The sequence below is a fragment of the Actinosynnema sp. NPDC050801 genome (assembly GCF_040673975.1).
Taxonomy (GTDB): Bacteria; Actinomycetota; Actinomycetes; order Mycobacteriales; family Pseudonocardiaceae; genus Actinosynnema.
In genome coordinates, this window is sequence record NZ_JBFAQZ010000012.1 from 153,929 (window position 1) to 171,410 (window position 17,482).

Below are 17,482 nucleotides of genomic sequence, written 5' to 3' on the forward strand. Positions count from 1 at the left end.
CACCTGGATCCGATCCCCGAACAGCTCCTAGCCGAGGACGGACTTGTAGCGCAGGAGGATTGCGCCCGACGCGAAGGTGCGGTTCTCCACCAGTTCCAGCTTCAGCCACGCGTCCAGTGACGGGAAGAACGGTGTGCCGCCGCCGATCGCGACCGGCATGACCACCACGTGGAACTCGTCCACCAGGCCTGCCCGGATCAGGGGCGCGGCGAGCGTGGCACCGCCCACCTCCATCAGGCCGTCGGTCTCGGCCTTGAGCCGCCTGGCGACCTCGACCACGTCACCCCGTTCCAACCTGGAGTTCCAGTCGACCGATTCCAGGGTCCGGGAGAAGACCACCTTCGGCATGGCGAGCCACAGCCCGGCGTACTCGGCCTCCACCGGGGGCACGTCGGGTGCCTGGCGGGCGGTCGGCCAGTGGGACGACATCAGCTCGTACAGCTTGCGCCCGTACAGGGACAGCGCGATCTGCCCGGTGCGGTCGTTCCAGTACTGGTGCAGTTCGTCGTCCGGCGTGCCCCAGCCGAGGTCGCCGTTCGCGTCGACGGTGTAGCCGTCCACCGAGACGTTCAAGCCATAGGTCAACTTTCCCATGGTGGTACAGCATGCCCGAGGACAGGCTCACCGCCACGTTCCCTGTCGTGGCGAGTCGGGTGATCGTCACGCGACGTACGTCGGGCAGGGCTTCACCCGTGGACGCTGGACGGCGGTTGATCGCTACCAGCTCTCGTCACGCAGCACGGCCCGCGGTTCGTCGTCGTCATCGTCCCGGCTCGCCGGCTTGGGGCGGGACGGTGCGGAGCGAGGCAGTGCCGAGCCGGAGGGCGGGGGCGAAGTCGGTTGGGGCGGCAGGAGCGGGATGTCGCGGAGCACCCCCTCCGCACGCAGCTGCTCGTGCAGGCGGTGGGTTTCGGAGCGGATCTGCGCGGCTGCCCGTTGCGCGGTGTCGAGCACGAGCCGGGCGATGTCGCCTCTGGCGGTCGGGGAGACGCGAAGGTCGATGAGCATGCCGCCGGAGTCGACGGTGGCCTGCACGGCGTTGTCCGGCGATGTCGCCGTGGCGGTGGTGCTCCTCATCCGCGACTGGGCTTGCAGCAGGGCTTCGTTGCGGCGCTTCATGCGGCTCAGACGCTCACCGGTGGCCTCTTGCAGTGCTGCCGCTCTCGCGTTGATCGTCTCCGGGTCGAAGTCCGTCATCGGCCCTTGCCCACGCCCGCGCCCGCCTTGCCGGTGCCGTCATCCGGTACGAGAGGGCCGGTGTCGACCTTCTCGTTGATCTCCTTCGTCCTGTGCGGGGCCGAGGTTGAACTCGCGGGGGTCGAAGTTCGCCCGGGTCGCGATGGTGGGCGGCTCGGGGTTGACGTCCGGGAGGTGCGGCTTGTTCAGCAACTCGTCGAGGATGTTCCGTTTTCGGCTTGTCGGCCAACGTAACCGAGTGGCCGCAGCGGTACCGGGGAACAGGCAAGTCGACGTCGATTCACCCACTTGACCGACTACGGCTCACGTCCGGTCGATCTGCCCGCCGAGGTGCGTCACGATCGCGTCGATCGTGGGGAAGTCCCACGCCAGCGTGGGTTCGACGAGGATCCCCCAGCGTTCCTCGACGTCGACGCACAGCCCCATGGCGTGCACGGAGTCGAAGCCGAGCGAACGCAGTGCCACGTCGGTGCCGACCTGCGCCGGGGGCAGGCCCAGGTATCCGGCCACGGCGTCCACGAGCCACGCTCGCAACGACTCGTCAGACATGGCTTCCCTCCGAGGGGGCGACGACGGTGGCGACCGCGGGGGACAGCGCGCTGTGCAGCGCCGACAGCCCACCGTCGAGGAACAGCTCACGCATGTGTCCCCGGCGAACCTTGCCGCTCGTGGTGTGGCGGATCGAGTTCGACCGGACGACCACGACGCTCACGGACACGCCGAACTGCTCGGTCACGGCGTCGAGCACGGCATCGGCGAACCGGCCGGGGTCTCCCCGCGAGGCGCGGCGCATCTCCTGCACCAGCACGACGTGTTCCACCGAATCCGCATCCCGCACGCCGAAGGCCGCGCCCCTGCCCGCGTCCGGGTGCGCCTCCCGCGCCGCGTGCTCGATGTCGTGCGGATACAGGTTCCGGCCGCGGACGATGATGAGTTCCTTGAGCCGCCCGGTCACGTACAGCTGTCCGTCGAGGAGGAAGCCCAGGTCGCCGGTCCGCAGCCACCGACCGTCCGGGCCGGTGACGAACGTGGCGCTCGTCGCGGCGGGATCGCCGTGGTAACCCGCCGCCAGGCTGGGACCGGCCACCCGGATCTCGCCGGTGGTGCCGTCGCCCACCTCGACGCCCGAGGCGGCGTCGACGATCCGCACCTCCATGCCACCCGGCTCGCCGCACCCGACCAGCGGCACACCACCGTCGTCCGACGTGAGCACGACCTCGCCGGCCGCCAACGACGCCGGGGTGAACGAGCGGACGGTCGGTCCGCGACCACGTGACGTGCAGGTGACGACCAAAGTGGACTCCGCGAGCCCGTACCCGGGGTTCAGCGCGGTGCGCCGGAACCCGACGGACGCGAACCTGTCGGCGAACGCGTCCAGCGTGGCGATGCGGATCGGCTCGGCTCCGCTGACCGCCATCGTCAGGCACGACAGGTCGAGTCCGTCGAGCTCTTCATCACCGATCCGGCGGGTCGCCCACGCGTAGCCGAAGTCCGGGGCCACGGTCCAGTCCACCCGGTGGTCGCTGATCGCGCGCAGCCAGCGGATCGGACGGGCCACGACCGCCTCCGGCGAGAGCAGGACCAAGTCGGCTTCCGCGTGCAGGGCCTGCAACTGGAGTCCGACGAGTCCCATGTCGTGGTGGTGCGGCAGCCAACCACCGATCCGCCGGACGGGCACGTCGCCGCTGATCTTCCCGAACAGCTCCAGGTTGTGCGTCAGGCTGCCGTGGGTGACCTCGACACCACGCGGCCGGCTGGTCGACCCGGAGGTGTACTGGAGGTAGGCGACGGTGTCGGCACCCACCTCCGGCGGCTCCCAGGAGTCGGGGTCGGCGGTCTCCTCGAAGGCCCGCGCCGACAGACCACTCAGCACGGCCACGTGCGCCTCGTCGGTGAGCACCAGGCGCGCACCCGAGTCCTGGACCAGGCGGTCCACCCGGTCGACCCGCGAGGACCCCGACAGGGGCAGCGGCGCGGGCACCGCCACGGCACGCGCGTAGAGGCAGCCGAGGAACGCGACGAGGAAGTCCAGCCCGGCCGGGTAGAGCAGCAGCACCGGTCGGCCCGCCATCCCGGACCCGGTCAGCCAGGACGCCACGGCCCTGGCCCTCCGGTCGAGTTCGAGGTGGGTCAGTTCCGCCGCCGGACGCCCGTCGGCGAGGTAGGTGACCGTGCGGTCGGCGCGTGGGTGCGCGCGGAAGCGGGAGACGAAGTCCGTCATGCGGGGAGTCCCTCGCGGACGTACCAGGAGATGAGGAGGTCGAGGACCCGAGGTGTGACCGGTGGCGGCTCGGCGTCCGCGCTGGACTCGAACTCGTACTCGTAGCGCAGGTAAGGGGAGGTGAACTTGCACCGCATGTTGACGATCGCCTCGAACCTGCTGAACGGCTCGGCCGCGACGTCGTCGGCGGTGACGGCGACCAGCTCGACGGGCAGGTGCGTGGAGATCGCGGCGAACAGGTCGGTCACCGGCACCGCGACCGAGGGCACGAGGTGCCGCACCGGCCGGTCCAGCGGACCGCTCGCCAGCGCCAGCATCCGGTCCACCGTGCCGTCGACCGGTGTCAGGTGCAGCGCCGCCCTCGGGTGGCAGACGAAGCGGACGCGTTCACCGGGGGTGCGCCTCGCGAACAGCGCGATGACCCGCAGGAAGTCGTACATGCCGAGGTCGGTCAACGCCCGACCGGTTTCGGAGTGGCCGACCATGACACCCAGTCGAGTGACCAGCACGTCACCCTTCTGTGCTAATCCGGTCTGCGAAAGTGCGACTTCGGCCGCCCTTTTGGAGTGCTCGTAGTCATTTCTGAACTCAGAAGGATGACTATATTCAGGCCATTGCTCGGGCGCTCTACCCTGAGTGGTCCCGTGTTGGTAGGCCGTGCTGACGTGGACGTACCGGGAACCGGGTTTCGCGTGCCTGGCGAACGCGGCCGCGGTGTTGGCCGAGCCGACCACGTTGACGGAGTGCAACTCGGCCTCACGACGCGGGAAGAACGTGATGAGAGCGGCGCTGTGCCAATACGTGCACGGTTCGACGAACACCTCCGACGCCGGGATCCCCAGCCCGGGTTCTGCCAGTGAGAATGCCCTGACCTGGACTTCCTCCACCAAGGCGGGGTTCAGGTGCAGCGTGGCCAGGGCATCGGAGACCTTTCTCCTGACGACTTCCCCGCTGGCGCGCGCCAAAGCGACCACGGTGTCACCGCGCCCCACGAGCGCACCGATGAGATGGGAAGCCACAAACCCGTTTGCCCCATCTACCACGTGGTTGGCCATCAAGCAACCTTGGTCTGGTCGCATCGCCGAGTAGCGTTCACGTCGTCAGCGTAACGCCCCTCGAAGAAAGGGCCGCTCCCGATGCTCAACGAACTGCTCCGGCGGAAAATCGCACACCTCTTCGCCCTGCTGGACGTGGATGACGACGGCACCATTGACAGGATGGACTACACGGCTTCGGCCGACCGCCTCGTCACCGCCTTCGGGTACGCGCCGGGCTCGTCCGAGAGCGAACTCGTCCGGGAGCGCTACAACAGGCTGTGGGAGGCGGTCACGCTCCCGATGGACACCGACGGGGACGATCGCGTCGACGTCGACGAGTACTCCTCGGGCATGGACCGATTCGTCACCACGTCCGACGAGGGCTACCGGACCCACATCGCACCGGTCGCCGACGCCTTCTACGACCTGATGGACGTCGACGGCGACGGCCGGATCACCAGGACCGAGTACGTGCGCATGGCGGCCAGCGCCTTCCGCCTGTCCGAGGAGGCGGGGAGCGCCGCGTTCGACCAGCTCGACCTGAACGGCAACGGGTGGCTCGACCGCGACGAACTGCACGCCGCCAACGAGCAGTTCTTCCGCAGCCCGGAGGAGGACGCCAAGGGGAACTGGATCTTCGGCCCGATCGCGGCCTGACCGGCGCGTCGACGCCACCCGGACAGCCGAGGCCTTTCGGGTGGCGATGGCGTTCTCGCCCGAGTTCCCGGACCTGTTTCCGAAAGGTATCCGTCTCGCCGGGGCCGTTCGACACCTCCATGGGTCGCGTCGAAGAGAAAACCGGCGCCGGCAAGATGCTTGAGTTCGCGGCACTCAAGCGATTCGGCCTGCCCGACGAGATCGCCGAGGTGCTCGCCTTCTGCGCTGATGACAAACCCGGGTACCTGACCGGACCGACATCCTGGTCGACGGAGGAACGAGGGCGGGTCCGGACCTCAAAGGGATGATCGCCATGGCACGTGGTATCTGACGCCGGCCCAACCGCCCGAGCGACGGAGAAGCCCGCCTGGCCGGTCGAGCGGCCCGCCGATCCCGTCACCGGCGTAGCGGGAAATCCACAGGTAGGGTCCTGCGTCTGAAAAGGGTCGAGCGGTGGTTCGGTCTGCTCACCGGCAGACCACCACGACGCGCCGCCCACAAATCCCCGCGCGCCCTGGAGAACGACATCCGCGACTGGATCAAGGCATGGAACGAGAACCCCCGACCGCGACACCGACCACCGCGCCGCGCCCCAGAACGCCCATCAGCGACAGGGACGTCCCAGAAGCCGGTGCTGCCCGACTGACAACCGTTGCGCCACACCATCCACCCGAATCGATCAGCCACATCCGCAGTCGCGCCGCCCGCCTCACCGGAGACCACCTGTCCAGCGCACAACGATCTTCCTCGATGCGTAGCTACAGCGTCATGGTGAACGTTGCGTCGAGGGAACCCACGACGTGCAGGAGGTTCTGACGCTCGGCCCACTCGAGAGTGGCGCGGACGTCGTCCTCGGGAACGAGTGTGCGGTCGGCGAGATCGCCAAGTGTCTGTGTCGAACCGTTCCACAAGGCGACGGATACCAGGTCCGTGGCGTAGTCGCGGAACCGGTCGTGGTCGCGCTGCCTGACGATCCGATCACGGTGCGTGTCGGACATGTCGATCACGTCCTCCGGATTCGGTGCCACGGCCGGCTTCCGGTAGCTGCCGCCATCCTCGACCAGTGCCCCGACGGCGACGAACACGTCCAGCGTATCGATCAGCGTGTCCGGCTCCCGAATGCCGAGTTGCCTGGCGAAATCCGGTGGGTGCAGCAGGACCGGGACCCGGTCCCGCACCGACAGGTCCAGCCAGTGCCCCTGCTCCCGCCGGACGAACCACTGCCGCAGCGACTCGATCGTCGCGCCCCCTGGCTCCTTCTGCGTGTCCTCCACGGCCCGGAGCAGCGCTGTGAACTCGGTGCTGAACAGGTTGTCCCACCCCGGTTGGGCGGGCAGCACGGCGGTTTCGCGTCGTTTCCACCACCGTGGTGGGGCCGGTTCGGCGGGCCAGAAGCGAAGCAGCCAGCGATCAGCCCGCGCACCCTCGGCGATACGTCGCCGGGTCACCCGCACGCGATAGGCACCCGCACCGGAGAGCGCGAAGGTGTCCCCACTGAACCCGCCGGTCACGTAGCCGAGACCTACCTTGCCGGACGGGCTTCGATACGGGATCTCCACGACGTCCGCCCAATCGACGGTGTCGTCCTCCGGCGCCGAGTCGTGCACCTCCAGGCGCACCACGTCCGGGCCAGGACCCGCCGAGCCCTCCAACCAGCCGTTACCGGTGCGCACGATCGTGCCGCACGGCTGCACCTTCGGATTGTTCTGGCCGAACGGGCCCCGCCGTTCGTACGGACCGTCATCACGCACGATGAGCGTGCCGGACTCCGGCCGGTAGCCGTCGTCTTCGAACGTCCCCAAGATCGCCATGACGTCAACCTAACAGCGACACCGGACTCACTCGGGCGATCCACCCTCCGACGTCTCAATGCGATGCGGTGGCGCATCGAGCACGACTACCGCGAACTCAAGGACGGCCTGGGCCTGGACCACTTCGAGCCTGGCGAAGTCCTACTAGTAGTCCAGTTCGAAGTCGCGGTGGTCGTCGGGGTCGACCGTGGCGGCGAGCTTGTTCCCTCGCTTCAGGCTGGAGTCGTACCTGGTGTCGTGCTCGATCACGAACTCGGGCACGTCCGGGCCCTTGATCAGGAGCCGGACGCGGACCGTGGCGTCCTCGCTGATCGGCTCCACGGACAGGACCACGGCGGTCGCGGGCAGACCCAGCTCGTCCAGGCGCAGCAGCCGCCGCTTGGCGCGCGCGATACCGCGCCACACGGCGATGCCGAACGGCAGCAGGACCGCGGTGAGCACGATGCCGACGGTGCCGCCGTCGTTGGCCGCGTAGACGATCGGTCCGGTGACCATCAACGCCACGGCGAAGAGGTGCAGGACCACGTTGTTGGCCCGGTTGGCCCCGCGTACTTCGACGAACCCGCCCTCCGCCATTCCGGCATCTTAAGCGGGTCGTGGAACGCCGTGGGCCGGGTTGGCGCGTGTGCGGCCGGACGGCGGACGGGGATGCAGTGCTGCATCACGCAACCTCGGCCGGGTGATCGGTCCAAGTGGGGCATACCCATGCGCTCACCGGGCCGCATCAGGTCAGCAACGCCTCCAGGTCGCGCACCTGCGGGAAGTCGCCCAGCCGACGGATGGCTTCGATCTGCTCGCCGATGCTGTGGCGGTCGATCGGACGCTGTCGCCAGAACGCCACGAGCGCTTTCACCAGGTCGGAGACGACCGGCACGCGGTGTCGTTCGGGCGACTGCGCCAATGCCCCGCACACACCGCTCGTGAGGTCTCGGGCCTCCTTCGCCCCGTCGATGCCGAACACCATGACCTGGTAGAACAACCGCATCGCGGTGTCGGGGCGTCCGGACCGGATGGCCAGCCCACCCTTCGTGATGCGGACGTCGTTCTGCTCCACGAGCAGGGCGGCACGTGTCCCGTGCACGTCGGTGTCCGTCGGCCGCAGAACGTGGTCGTCGGTCGTCACGCCATCGTGCTGCAGCTTCATCATGGGGCGCACGAGGCTTGCGTCCGTTGCGCGAGACATGCGGTAGGCATCGCGGTACAGCTGGTTGAGCTGGAATGAGCGCCACACGCTGTTGGTGCGATCGTGCACGCTCAGGGTGGCCGTGCTGTTCGCGTCGAAGTCGATGAACAACTCCAGGACCACCTCCGTGCCGGGTGCGGCGAATCGGACGACGCCGATCTCCAGGTCGTCGTCGGGTACCTCGGCTGTCTCCACAACGCTGATCTCCACGTGGTCACCGGCTCCGGTGAACACGTAGGTCTCCGACCGGGTGCTCGGGATGGTCGTGAGCCGCTGCGTGATGGTCTCGGTGTGGTCGGGAGCGTCAGCGGACTTGTGGAACGCCGAGCCGTCGTCAGCCAGGCGAGCGCGGAAGCCGATACCCCGATGTGCCACGTCGAGCAGCAACAAGTGGTTGTCACGGCCTGTCATCACGTTCGCGTAGGTGGCGAGGCCGCGCACCACGGCCAGTTCCTGGAACTGGTCCACGACCTCCGCGCGCGGGGCCAGCGCCCGGATCATCTCCGCGACGGTGAAGATCTTCGCGCCCTGTCCGCTGAGCAGCACGACGTCCAGGTCCGAAGGCCTGATCCCGGCGCCGCCCAGCGCGGACCGCACGACCTTCGTGACCTGGTCGTCCAGGTAGGAGACCGCAAGGCGCACGGCGTCGCGGGTCACGACGACCTCGACGTCCCCGAGGCCGTGGTCGGTCTCCAGGTCGCGCAGGACCACGCGGGCCTTGTCGTGGGTCGTGAGGGCGCGTTTCGCCCGTTCGGCCTCGCGCCGCAGCTCGGACACCACCTGCTCACCGAGGATCAGGCCGCTGTGCCGCGAGACCAGCTCGCGGCGGACGTGACCGAGGATCGCCTCGTCGTAGTCCAAGCCGCCCAGCTCGTTGCTGCCGGCCACTGATTTGATCTCGGCAATCCCGTCGCCCAGTTCCGCCACGGCCACGTCGAACGTGCCGCCGCCCAGGTCCACCACCAAGGCGAGGGCCTCCTCCAGGTCCGGCCTGGCGGCGTGCAGCAGGGTGGCGGCGATGTTGGGTTCGCCGACCATGCGGTCCACCCGGATCCCGGCGAGCTGGAACGCGCGCAGCAGCGCGTTGGTCTGCCGGATCCCGAAGTTGGCGGGGTAGCTCGCGATGCACCGCCGCACCGGCACACCCAGCGCTTCCTCCGCCGACGCCTTGAGGCTGCCGATCACCAGTGACGCCACCGCCTCCGGTGCGACGCCGCGGTCGCCGACGGGGACGAGCTTCCCGGTCCCGAGGTGCCGCTTGACGTGCCGGACGGTCCGGTCGACGGCGTAGGACTCCATCTCGATCGCGCCCGTGCCCACCCGGTAGTCCAGGTCCGGTGTGAACGACACGACCGACGGCACCAGTACCCGGTGGTCACCTCCCTTGACCAGCCGCACCTCGCCGCTCTCGTCGGTGAACGCGATCGCCGAGTAGCTGGTGCCGAAGTCCACCGCGACCAGCGGGTCGTCGGCCACGGCGGGCGCCTGCGGGCGTCGGGGGCGGAGCTCCGCGCCGAACGTGGTCTCCAACCGCCACGAATTGCGGATCCGGGGCTCGACGATCTCCAGGTCCCGCACCGGCAGCGGCTCGACACGCGTGTGCGCGTGCTGGACGGGCTTGCCCGTGCGGTGGCTCAGGTTCGGCACGGCGACCCGCAGGTAGTCGTCCAGGTCCTGCACGGTCACGCAGCGCCCGGCCTCGCTCAGGCCCTCGGTGAGGGCGGCGGTGAACACCCCGCCGCCCAGTTCGTCCGCCTCGTAGGACACCGCACCCGGCGCACACGAGCAGAACGACACCATCCCGGGCGCGCACAGGTCCTCGACGTGCGCCAACGTCGACTCCGCGGCCTTGCCGCCGGCGATCGAGGAGCGGCACGCGTCCAGGTAGAGCACGGTGTGCCGCGCGCCGCTCTCCTTGATGAGCCTGAGCAGCAGTTCGAACCGCAGCGACGTCTCCTCCATCGCCTCGGCGATCGAGTCCACCACCATCAGGTAGTCGGACCCGTCAGCCCACGAGTGGTAGCCGTGACCGCTGAAGAAGAAGTGCAGGGTGTCGATCGGTTCCGGGCGGGTCGCCAGCGAAGCCAGGGTGCGCAGCACGTTGGAGCGGGTCGGGAGCGCACGTGGACTGCCCACGCCGTCGTGCAACACCAGCATGTCGCGGTGCGCGACTCCGGCGACGGACGTGAGGGTGCCCGCGAACCGCGCGGCGTCCTCGTGGGCGTACTTCAGATCCGCGACCCGCGGGTCGTCGTAACGCGAACAGCCGATCGCCACCCCAACGTGCACCATGCGTACAAGGTCACTTCCGTGCGGTCAGGCGTTACCGGGGCCCGCGACGTGCCGGGTGCTTCTCACGACCAGGCTACGCAGTGCATCGCGCGAGCTACCGGCAGATCCTGTCGTGGCGCACCCGGCGGGGAACTGGTCACCGCAGGGGGAGGGTGGCGGTCAGGCGTGCGCCGCCGGTGGGGTGCCCGGTGACGTGGAGGCTGCCGCCGTGGGTGGTGGCGATGCGGCGGGCGATGGGCAGGCCGAGGCCGGTGCCGCCGGTGTCGCGGGTGCGGGCGTCGTCGAGGCGGGTGAAGCGGTCGAAGACGCGTTCGCGGTGTTCGGGCGGGATGCCGGGGCCGTCGTCGAGGACGTCCAGCACCGCGTGGTCGCCGGTGGTGGTGAGACGGACGGTGACGGCGGTGGTGGCGTGGCGTTCGGCGTTGTCGAGCAGGTTGCCCAGCAGTCGGCGCAGCAGTGCCCGGCTACCGCGCACGGGCACCGGATCGTCGGCCGTGTCGATGGTGAGGGCGTGCCGGGTGCGGCGGAGCTCGACCTCCTCGCGGACCAGGGCGGTGAGGTCGACGGTGTCCTGGTCGACCGCGGCGGCGGGGTTGTCGTCGAGGCGGGAGAGCAGGAGCAGGTCGGTGGCCAGGTGTTGCAGGCGGTCGGTGTCGGCCAGCGCGGCGTCGACCACGGCGGGCCAGTCGGCCAGGTCGGGGTGGGCGGTGGCGATCTCCAGCTCCGCCCGCAGCGCGGTGATCGGGCTGCGCAGTTCGTGCGAGGCATCGGCGACGAACCGCCGGTTCTGCACCACCGCGGTCTCCAGCCGGTCGAGGGTGGTGTTGAGCGTGGTCGCCAGGACCGCGATCTCCCGGTAGGTGCGCGGCACGGCGACCCGGCGGGTGAGGTCGTGTTCGGTGATGTCGGCGACCTCCTGCCGGATCGCCTCCACCGGCCGCAGCACCCGCCCGGTGGCGATCCACACGATCCCGCCGAACAGGGCGATCAACAGCACCGCGCCGTAGGCCAGCAGCACGACCTGCTCGTTGAGGGCCTGCTGGGCGTTCGACAACCGGCCCCGCTGTTCGGGCGACAGCAGGCGTTCGGCGTCGAAACCGGCCAGGATCCGCTCGTCATCAGTGGTGATCCGGTAGGTGACCCGCTGCGTATCGGTCCACGGCCACAACGACAACTGCGGGGTCAGCGTGATCTCGTGCGGTGTCCTGGACGCGGAAGCGATCCGGCCTGTCGACTCCTCCGCGGTCAGCGGGGCGTCGACCCGCTCGACGCGCTCGACGCAGTAGTGGGGTCTGCCCGCCTGGACCGCCTCGGTGCGGTCGAATCCGAGGTCCTGTTGCGTCGCCTCGGTGACCGGGCTGCACAGGACGTGGGAACTCAGCGCCACGGAGTCGAGCCACGTCGCCTCGTCCCGCACGAACACCGCGGCGAACGCCGCGACCACGACAACCGGGACGGCTATCCCCGCGGTGACCGCGACCGTGACCGACAGGCGCAACGAGCGGTGTCGAGATCGGCGCCACATCACTTCGCACCCCCGTCGTGGTCGACCGGTCGGTAGCCCGTGCGCCGAACGGTGCACTCCCCGGCCAGCGACGTGGTGTCCCGGCGTGCCGCCGCCTGCGGCCGCGTGCCGAAGACTATGCCCCAGCCACGCGGCGACGTCCCTGAAATCCGGTTCAGCCGACTTCAGCGTCCCTTCAGGGTGCCCGGCCGCCGAGCCCACCCGGGCGGTGACCGGCCGCAACCGGAACCGCTGGTTCGCGAGGCTGTCGACAGCCCAGGCCGCGGCAACCCGACGGCAGCCTTCCGCCAGCCCCGCGGCAACCACGCGGTCCTCTGCTGTGTCCCACGGCCCGGACCGCCGGGCCAGAGAGGTGGGACACGATGAGAAGGGAACACCTGCCGGCCCTGGCGATCGGGGTGCTGCTGCTCGCGGCACTGGCCCCGGTCGTGACGGCGTCGGCGGCCAAGGCGGAGGACCCGTGCGCGGACCGCCCGGCGACCGAGTTGGACCGGCGCGGCGACTGGCGTTGCGTCGGGCTGGCCAAGTACACCGACCCCAACGCCCAGCCGAAGGTCGCCGCGCTCACCGACGACGACGCCAGGCGGCTCGACATCACCCGGCCGACGACCTGGGAGCTCGGCGTCGCGATCTCCCCGGACGGCCGGCTCTACCGGCAGACCGCGCTGTCACCGACGGGCCCGCAGGAGGTCCGCCCGCACAACCCGACACCACCCGACCAGGACCCGGAGGGCGAACCGAAGCCGGGGACCACGAGCACCGCCGAGGGCGGGTTCGGCACCCGGACGATCTTCGGCCCCGACAACCGGGTGCTGCGCCCGGTGACCACGGGCTACCCGTGGCGGACGATCAGCTCGATCCTGGCCCCCGGTGCGAGCACCTCGAACTGCTCGGGTTCGCTGATCGGGCCGCGGCACCTCCTCACCGCCGGTCACTGCATCCACCAGGGCGGCGGCGGGGCGGGCACGGGCTGGTACCACAACCGCAAGGTGGCGCCCGGCCAGGACGGGATCGGCGTCTTCCCGAACGGCCTGAAGAACAGCCACTGGTACTTCAGCGTGAGCGGCTGGTACGACTGGGCCGACCCGGCCTACGACTACGGGATGATCGTGCTCCAGGACCTCAACTCCACCGCGCACCTCGGCTGGCTGGGGTGGCGTTCCAGCGGGCACACGGGTGACCACTGGACCGCCGGCTACCCGGGCTCGTCCTACCAGTGCGCCGCCTCTCCCTCGGCCGACGGCCAGTGCGACAACTACCAGTACGGCGGCGACGGCACGGCGCAGCTCCTGCTGGCCAGGCAGATCAAGACCAACGTCGACGCCCAGAACGGCCAGAGCGGGTCGCCGGTCTACAAGTACAACAGCGGTGACCGGCGGGTGATCGGGGTCCTCGCCTACCACGGCAACTGGGCGACCAGGGTGACCCCGGCCCGGTCGAACAACTTCTGCGACTGGATCCACGCCTTCCCGAGCGCGTTCAACGACCACCCCTGCGAGTAGGAACCCGGTTGCCGAGTGCCTTCGCGGGCCCTCGGCAACCCGACGGCAACCGTCCCCGGATACCAAGAGCGCACACGTGAAGAGACAGGAGAGATCATGCGCACGATGGTGAACGCGGCGGTGGTTGCCGTGCTGTGCGTCGCGCCGGCGCCCGTGGTGACGGCCGAGGAAGGCGATCCGGCGGTGGGGTCGCTCCAGGTGGTCGGCTCGGTCCTGGAGTTCAGGGCCTCCGACGGGGTCGCGAACCACGTGGAGACCTGGCGGTCGAACGCCACCCACATGGACGTCGTCGACATCGGCCCGCTCGACGCCCGGGGGCCGGAGTGCACGCCCAGCCCCGATGACTACTTCCCGGACAAGGTCACCTGCGACCTCTCCGGGGTGACCTCGATCCTGCTGGACCTGGGCGACCTGGACGACCGGCTGCTGGTGCGGGACCCGATGTCGGCGCTGGTGACGGGTGGTGGCGGCGATGACGTGCTGCGGGCCGACTCGGGGAGCGCGACCCTCAAGGGCGGGCCCGGCGCCGACTTCCTCCACGGCGGGTTCGGGAACGACCTGCTGCTGGGCGGCACGGGCGCCGACCGGATGGCCGGCGGCCCCGGCGTGGACACGGTCAGCTACGCCGACCACCTCGTGGGCGTGAACGCCGACGCCGACGGCCAGGCCAACGACGATGGGCAGGCCGGCGAGGGCGACACGATCGCCACCGACGTGGAGAACATCTCCGGCGGCCCGGCCGCGGACTTCCTCGGCGGCAACGGCGGGGTGAACGACCTCGTCGGTGGTGGCGGTGACGACTTGCTGTTCGGGTACGCCGGGGTCGACCGCCTGCACGGTGGTTCCGGCTCCGACCTCCTGGACGGCGGCACCGGACCGTCCGGCGCCGTCGAGTCCGACCTCTGCGACCCCGGTCCGCAGGGTGCCCGGCTCGTCGGCTGCGAGCGGACCCGCTGAGGAGTTCGGCATCGGCGGTATCAGCCGGGGGCGTGCGGCCTCCTCCTCCCGAGGACCTCGGAGGGGGCGCCCGCGGACATGTTCCCCGACACGTTCGACATCCGACTGCTCGGCCCGGTGGAGGTCATCGGGCCGGGCGGTCCGGTGGCGCTGGGCAAGCCGCGGCAACGGACCCTGCTCGGCCTGCTGGCGCTGCGGGCCCGGCACGTGGTGTCCCGCTCGGCGCTGATCGACGCGCTGTGGGACGAGCAGCCACCCGGTTCGGCGGTCAAGACGCTCAACGCGCACGTCGCGCACCTGCGCCGGGCGCTGGGCACCGCGGGGCTGAGGTCGTTGATCGGCACCCGGTCGCCGGGCTACCTGCTCGACGTCCCGGTCGAGCACGTCGACGTGCACCGCTTCGACACGTTGCTCCGGTCGGGCCGCACGGCGCCGTCCGCGGAGGAGGCGGCCCAAGCGTTGCGCGCCGCGCTGGAGCTGTGGCGGGGTGACGTGCTCGCGGACTGCGCGGTGGGTGAGTGGGCGCGGGCCGAGGTGGCGCGGCTGCGCGAGGCCCGGCAGTACGCGGTGGAGGAGCTGTGCGGTGCCGAACTCGCGTTGGGCGGGCACGCCAGGGTGGCCGTCGAGCTGGAGCCGCTGGTTGCGCGGTACCCGTTGCGTGAACGGCTGTGGGAACTGCTGATGCTGGCCCTGTACCGGGGCGGCCGGCAGGCCGACGCGCTCGCCGCGTACCACCGGGCGCGCACCACCCTGCTGACCGAGCTGGGGGTGGAGCCGGGACCGGCGTTGCGTCGGCTCGAAGCCGCGATCCTGGCGGGTCGGGAACCGCGGACGCCGTGGGAGCGGACGCGCCACGCCTTCGTTCCCGCGTCCGTTCCCGCGCCGTTGACCAGCCTGATCGGCCGGGACAAGGACGTGGCGGAGCTGACCAGCCTGGTCGCCGAGCGCCGGCTGGTGACGCTCACCGGTGTCGGCGGCTGCGGCAAGACCCGGTTGGCGATCGCGGTCGCCGGCTCGGTCGCCCACGGGTTCGTCGACCTCACGGCGGTGTCGGAACCGGGGTTGGTGCCGCGGGCGGTCTGTGACGCGTTGGGCGTGCGGGGCGATCCCGACGTGACTGCGCTGGCGGAGCGGCTGCGTGACCGGGAGCTGCTGCTGGTGCTGGACAACTGCGAGCACCTGGTGGACGCGTGCGCGGGGCTGGTCGAAGGGCTGTTGCGGTCCTGCCCGCGGTTGCGCGTGCTCGCCACCAGCCGGGAGTCGCTGGCGCTGGTCGGCGAGGTGGTGTGGCCGGTGGCGCCGCTGCCGGTGCCGACCCGTGCCGCGGTGACGTTGGCCGAGGCCCGCGACTTCGACGCGGTGCGGCTGTTCCTGGACCGGGCGGCGTTGCCCGCCGTGCGGGAGCTGACCGACGCCGACGCGCCCGCGCTGGCCGCGATCTGCCTCGGGTTGGACGGGCTGCCGCTGGCGCTGGAGCTGGCCGCGGCCCGGACGGCGGTGCTCACCGTGCGCGAGATCGCCGATCGGCTCCGGGATCCGGCGCTGCTGCGGGCGCACCGGCACCCGGACCGGCCGCACCACCGGGCGTTGGACGACACGTTGGCGTGGAGCTACGACCTGCTCGATCCGGCGGGCCGGTCACGGTTCCGGAGGCTGGCGGTGTTCGCGAGCGGGTTCGACCGGGCCGCGGTGGAGGCGGTGTGGCCCGAGACGGCCGGGCGTGCGGTCGACGTGCTGTCCGACCTGGTGGCCAAGTCCCTGGTGATGGTGGACCGGCGGCGTGGTCGGGCGCGGTACCGGTTGCCGGCGACGATCCGTCATCACGCCTGGGAAAGGCTGGCGGGGGAGGGCTCCGAGGAAGCCGAGACCCGGCGCAGGCACGCCGAGCACTACCTGGCGCTGGCGGTCGAGGCCGACCGGCAGTCGCGCGGGGCGGATTCCGCCGTGTGGCTGGACCGCCTCGCGGTCGACGACGACAACCTGCGGGCCGCGTCGGGGCACCTCGCCGGTACGCCGGGTGAGCTGCGGATGGCTCTGGCGCTGGCCCGGTACCGCCGGTCGCGCGGGCGGTACCGGGAGGGGCGGAGTTCGTTGCTGGAGGCGCTTCGGCGGTGTCCGGACGCGCCGGCGGGGGAGCGGGCCCGGGCGTTGTCGTCGGTGGCGTTCCTGAGCTACTTCGAGGGTTCTTACGGCGTGGCGGCCGACTTCGCCCGTCGTGCCCTGTCCGCGCACGGGGAGTTGGCGGATCGGCAGGGGATGGCGCAGTGCCGGCGGTTGTTGGGCTCGATCGCGTGCGAGCGCGGTGAGTATCGCGCGTCCATGGCCTGGTATGCCGAGGCTCTGGCGACCTACGAGTCGGCGGACGACGAGTCGGGGCGCACGGACGTCGTCCAGATGACCGGGTTCGCTTCGTGGCTCGCCGGTGATCTCGCGGGGGCGAAACCGCTGCTGGAGAGGGCGTTGCGTGACTACGGGGCGTTGGGTGATGCGGAGAACGTGTCGTCCACGCGGGTGCACCTGGCGGCGGTGTCGCTGTACTCGGGCGACCTGACGCGGGCGCGGGTGTTGGCGGGACAGGCGTTGAGCCACTTCGTCGAGCTGGACTTCCGGGAGGGGATCGCCTGGACGCACAACATCCTGGGCTTGATCGCGTTGCGGGAGGGCGGTGACGCGGTGCCCGCGCTGCGGGCCGGGCTGCGGGTGCACTACGAGGTGGGGGACCGGTGGCGGCAGGCGAGCGTGCTGGAGGCACTGGCGGCGGCGCACGTCGACCGACCGGTGCACGCGTACCGCTTGCTGTGGCTGGCCACCACGATCCGGGAGGAGCTGGGAGTGCCGGTGCCCGCGCAGGAGCGGGCTTGGCTCCGGCAGACTCAGGAGACGCTGTCCCGGCGGCTCTCGTCGGCCGAGCGGTACGCCGTCAGCCTGGAGACGGGCCTCTCGGTGGCGGACGTGCTCGCCGAGCCCGCCGGCCCGGACGGACTGGATCGTTCCGTCCAGCGGTGATCTGGTGGCAGGTATGCACTTCTGCCTTCCCACGTGGAATACGCACGTGGGCGCCGGCTCTACGCGGAGTAGGTCCACGACGGCCGTCCCGTCA

The 17,482-nt window shown here is 70.6% G+C and carries 14 protein-coding genes; 5 read left to right on the forward strand and 9 right to left on the reverse strand.

Annotated elements, in window-relative coordinates:
• Positions 1-27: 27 nt before the first annotated feature.
• The 5 genes from AB0K14_RS25820 to AB0K14_RS25840 form a co-directional block, all read right to left on the reverse strand.
• The gene (locus tag AB0K14_RS25820; RefSeq protein WP_360459256.1) at positions 28-594 is read right to left on the reverse strand and encodes a dihydrofolate reductase family protein; all 567 of its coding nucleotides are present in this window, start codon (positions 592-594) and stop codon (positions 28-30) included.
• Positions 595-717: 123 nt separating this feature from the next.
• Positions 718-1,197, reverse strand: coding sequence for a YbaB/EbfC family nucleoid-associated protein (locus AB0K14_RS25825; protein ID WP_360459258.1), 480 nt, complete (start codon positions 1,195-1,197; stop codon positions 718-720).
• A gap of 303 nt (positions 1,198-1,500) precedes the next feature.
• Complete coding sequence (locus tag AB0K14_RS25830) at positions 1,501-1,746, reverse strand: acyl carrier protein (protein ID WP_360459259.1); 246 nt, start codon at positions 1,744-1,746, stop codon at positions 1,501-1,503.
• Complete coding sequence (locus tag AB0K14_RS25835) at positions 1,739-3,418, reverse strand: fatty acyl-AMP ligase (RefSeq protein WP_360459261.1); 1,680 nt, start codon at positions 3,416-3,418, stop codon at positions 1,739-1,741. Before AB0K14_RS25835 ends, AB0K14_RS25830 begins: the two co-directional genes overlap by 8 nt.
• The gene (locus tag AB0K14_RS25840; protein ID WP_360459263.1) at positions 3,415-4,473 is read right to left on the reverse strand and encodes an SDR family oxidoreductase; all 1,059 of its coding nucleotides are present in this window, start codon (positions 4,471-4,473) and stop codon (positions 3,415-3,417) included. Before AB0K14_RS25840 ends, AB0K14_RS25835 begins: the two co-directional genes overlap by 4 nt.
• Positions 4,474-4,635: 162 nt before the next feature.
• Here AB0K14_RS25840 and AB0K14_RS25845 point away from each other — a divergent pair, with 162 nt between their 5' ends.
• A complete protein-coding gene (locus AB0K14_RS25845; protein WP_360459265.1) occupies positions 4,636-5,112 on the forward strand; it encodes an EF-hand domain-containing protein in 477 nt (158 codons plus the stop codon).
• 119 nt (positions 5,113-5,231) lie between these two features.
• The gene (locus tag AB0K14_RS25850) at positions 5,232-5,420 is read left to right on the forward strand and encodes a hypothetical protein (RefSeq protein ID WP_360459267.1); all 189 of its coding nucleotides are present in this window, start codon (positions 5,232-5,234) and stop codon (positions 5,418-5,420) included.
• Positions 5,421-5,870: 450 nt separating this feature from the next.
• Here the strand turns inward: AB0K14_RS25850 and AB0K14_RS25855 are convergent, their stop codons facing one another.
• The 4 genes from AB0K14_RS25855 to AB0K14_RS25870 all read right to left on the reverse strand — a co-directional run bounded on the left by AB0K14_RS25855 (position 5,871) and on the right by AB0K14_RS25870 (position 11,923).
• On the reverse strand, positions 5,871-6,923 hold the full coding sequence (locus tag AB0K14_RS25855; protein WP_360459269.1) for a DUF6042 family protein: 1,053 nt from the start codon (positions 6,921-6,923) through the stop codon (positions 5,871-5,873).
• A gap of 144 nt (positions 6,924-7,067) precedes the next feature.
• Complete coding sequence (locus AB0K14_RS25860) at positions 7,068-7,499, reverse strand: hypothetical protein (RefSeq protein ID WP_360459271.1); 432 nt, start codon at positions 7,497-7,499, stop codon at positions 7,068-7,070.
• 148 nt (positions 7,500-7,647) lie between these two features.
• Positions 7,648-10,398, reverse strand: a complete 2,751-nt coding sequence (locus tag AB0K14_RS25865; RefSeq protein WP_360459273.1) for an Hsp70 family protein — start codon at positions 10,396-10,398, stop codon at positions 7,648-7,650.
• 136 nt (positions 10,399-10,534) lie between these two features.
• A complete protein-coding gene (locus AB0K14_RS25870; RefSeq protein ID WP_360459275.1) occupies positions 10,535-11,923 on the reverse strand; it encodes a HAMP domain-containing sensor histidine kinase in 1,389 nt (462 codons plus the stop codon).
• 362 nt (positions 11,924-12,285) lie between these two features.
• Here AB0K14_RS25870 and AB0K14_RS25875 point away from each other — a divergent pair, with 362 nt between their 5' ends.
• The 3 genes from AB0K14_RS25875 (at position 12,286) to AB0K14_RS25885 (ending at position 17,388) form a co-directional block, all read left to right on the forward strand.
• Complete coding sequence (locus AB0K14_RS25875; RefSeq protein WP_360459277.1) at positions 12,286-13,425, forward strand: trypsin-like serine protease; 1,140 nt, start codon at positions 12,286-12,288, stop codon at positions 13,423-13,425.
• Positions 13,426-13,521: 96 nt separating this feature from the next.
• Positions 13,522-14,382, forward strand: coding sequence for a calcium-binding protein (locus AB0K14_RS25880; RefSeq protein ID WP_360459278.1), 861 nt, complete (start codon positions 13,522-13,524; stop codon positions 14,380-14,382).
• A 78-nt stretch (positions 14,383-14,460) separates the two neighbouring features.
• Positions 14,461-17,388: a BTAD domain-containing putative transcriptional regulator gene (locus tag AB0K14_RS25885; protein WP_360459280.1), complete on the forward strand. Its 2,928-nt coding sequence runs from the start codon at positions 14,461-14,463 to the stop codon at positions 17,386-17,388.
• The last annotated feature ends 94 nt before the right edge of the window (positions 17,389-17,482 follow it).